This window comes from Tumebacillus flagellatus (genome assembly GCF_000714935.1).
Lineage (GTDB): Bacteria > Bacillota > Bacilli > Tumebacillales > Tumebacillaceae > Tumebacillus > Tumebacillus flagellatus.
The window spans coordinates 1-2,454 of the sequence record NZ_JMIR01000080.1; the positions used below are offsets into that span (position 1 = coordinate 1).

The 2,454-nt window shown below is 45.9% G+C and carries 3 protein-coding genes; all 3 read right to left on the reverse strand.

Annotation, left to right across the window (positions count from 1 at the left end):
• Positions 1-254: immunity protein Imm33 domain-containing protein (locus EL26_RS26355; RefSeq protein WP_420802087.1), on the reverse strand; the 254-nt coding region annotated here is incomplete at its 3' end.
• A gap of 208 nt (positions 255-462) precedes the next feature.
• Positions 463-897 carry an SMI1/KNR4 family protein gene (locus tag EL26_RS22960; RefSeq protein ID WP_038094805.1) on the reverse strand — a complete coding sequence of 145 codons (435 nt, stop codon included), beginning with the start codon at positions 895-897 and terminating at the stop codon, positions 463-465.
• Between the two features lie 27 nt (positions 898-924).
• Positions 925-2,280, reverse strand: a complete 1,356-nt coding sequence (locus EL26_RS24800) for an HNH/ENDO VII family nuclease (protein ID WP_081857436.1) — start codon at positions 2,278-2,280, stop codon at positions 925-927.
• Positions 2,281-2,454 lie beyond the last annotated feature (174 nt).

Here is a 2,454-nt window from a genome sequence, read left to right on the forward strand (position 1 = left end):
GAATTGTCAACAGGACCCAAGTACCAGCCTGAATCGCCTTCTGTTTGATGTGTAGAACGTTCCAGATAGACACGCTCCAGATCGATTGCTCCTTTGGCTGCGATGATTTTGTCTTGGAAGAGAGAGGTTTCTCCGTCTACACTCAATTTCGTAAGCACATGATTCTGTGCGAGCTGAACCGATAGGGATAAGGTAAGGTCATCCGTCACTTCGGTAAACGGGTTCGTCTCATAATTTGGAGCTACGAGTTTCATCACACCGTTTTGTTCAACGGCTGAAAGAATCGTTCACCCCACTTGTATTTTCATTCCATCATGGATGGAATGAGTTTGTTGATCCCTTTGATGAGTTCTAACAGCGATTCGGCTTGTGGTTCTAGAAAATCTTCACTTGTCACAATAAACGTTCGATCGCCAATCACTCTTGTCGTATGCATCATTTTTTATGAAGGACCATTCCCTACTATAGATTTTCAATTGCATCGGAAAATCTATCGTACAGATACTCATATAAGTTACGATATTGTTTTTTTCCAATACCAAACTTTTGATCCCAATCGACAATTGGACATTCGCCTCCATCCATTCGGGCTGTATCGAAACAATACACGTATTCATCCATGTTTTCTACAACAACCAAGCTCTCCGGCAGTCCATATTCCCGTAGACTTTTTGTAGCTTTCACGACCTGCAGGGATTTATCAAGAGCGACACCATTGATCAACACACCGTTAATCCCGCCAAATCCATAATTCATCAGAAACCATTTGTAACTTTCTGGAACCTCAACATTGAGCTGCGCTTCTATGTCCTGTATGTCCTCTTCTCCTACACCTCCGGTAAAGAAAAAACTTTCTTCCTGGCTAGTGATCAGAATCTTTATGTCTTGCTGATTCATCCAAATTCCTCCAAACTAGAAAATTACTCAGTCTAACTGATTGGCTCTCCATCGCCAGTATTTTGCCCTAAAATTATTGTACTGCTTTTCAAGCATGCCATTGTTACGAAAGCTATTCCCATCCTCTATCAGTCCATGTAACGTAGAGTAATATTGTTTATGTTGAGTATATGTCAACTCAACCATTGGGCCAGGTTCCTTTTGTATAGTGTGGTGAAGTTCGATGGGAAACCCATCTGGCCCTATTGGTGCATTTCCCATTTTTGCTCGTTCCCGATTCGTTAATCCGGTATTTGGATCGACATACTCCCAATCGATCTCGGCATTTTGGTAAACCTTTCGACTTACATCTCTAGTTTCTCCATTGACTTTTACGGACCCTTTGAAATTAACAACCTTAAAATTATCGCTCAACCATACAGGGTTCCTCTGACCTATCCAATCAGCACCTTCACCTGATATATGAACGACTCCATTAGTAGAAGCCCCTCGGTCAGCCTGAAATTTAGGCAGAAGCGCCTTCATGGTAAACACGGCGAATTGGATTCCCGCGATGGCCGTGCTGCCAGGGCTTTCAGATTGGAAGGCTTGTTCGAACACGTACCCTTTATACCCTGCATCATTCTCCAAGTAGGCGTCGGCGTCGAAGTTGTGGTCTTGGATAAGTTTTTGATAATGTGCGGCTCGTTCATCGTCGGACAGCAGTTTTTCCAGCATGTTGTACAGGTCTTGGCTGCTCATCTTGTTTGTGTCGATCAAATATTGCGAGGCCGTCTCGGAACGTTCTGCGTCAGACCAGTCCTCGGATTGCTTCGACTTGTAAAACTGGAAGATCGCTTCGATCAACGTCTCGTGGATATCATCTTGACGCTTGATGTCAGCCAAGGTGGTTGTCGGCATCTCATGGTGCTGGTTCAACAGATCGCCAACCCCTGGGATCAGGGACAGGATCTCATGGAACTGACTGGCAGCCGCTGCATCTGCTTGATTCGCTTCCCACTCGGCTTGTTGACGCAAGGAGGCTGCTTGGCGGGCGAGGTTTTGGCGGTGGTGCAAATCATCGATCGAATCCCCGCCGTATTCCCAACTTGCTTGCTCAAACTGCTCCGCCCGCCTTCGCAAGTCCATGATGCTGTCGATGTGATTGGCCAGTTGGTTCAAGGCGGGAACCGCTTTTTCCAAGGCATCGGCGGTTTTTCGGAGGTAGCCGGCTTGAAGTTCCGCTTTTTGGTCAAACGCTTGAGAAGCCGTCCCTCTCCAATTCGTCGTGACGAGCTCCGTTTTGTACCCGACTGCTCGACTGGCAAGCCTGCGAAGTTCACTCGCCCCTGCCGAAAGACGCGAGGCGGCATAGCGCAGATTCTGGGGGTCTGCTTGTAACATTATTTCACCTCATTCTCCCCCATTTTAAATTTCATCTGCAATAATAATCAAGAATCGATCTATTATAGAACTGCATAAATTTTTCCGATATACTAATAAATGCCTGTATGAACAACAAAACCCAAGGAGTGAAGAGAGTGAAAAAGTGGATGTTTCCCCTCGCCGGTCTGACCA

Coding starts and splice junctions, on each gene's coding strand:
- EL26_RS22960 (WP_038094805.1), bottom strand. CDS start 897: ATGAATCAGCAAGACATAAAGATTCTGATCACTAGCCAGGAAGAAAGT.
- EL26_RS24800 (WP_081857436.1), bottom strand. CDS start 2,280: ATGTTACAAGCAGACCCCCAGAATCTGCGCTATGCCGCCTCGCGTCTT.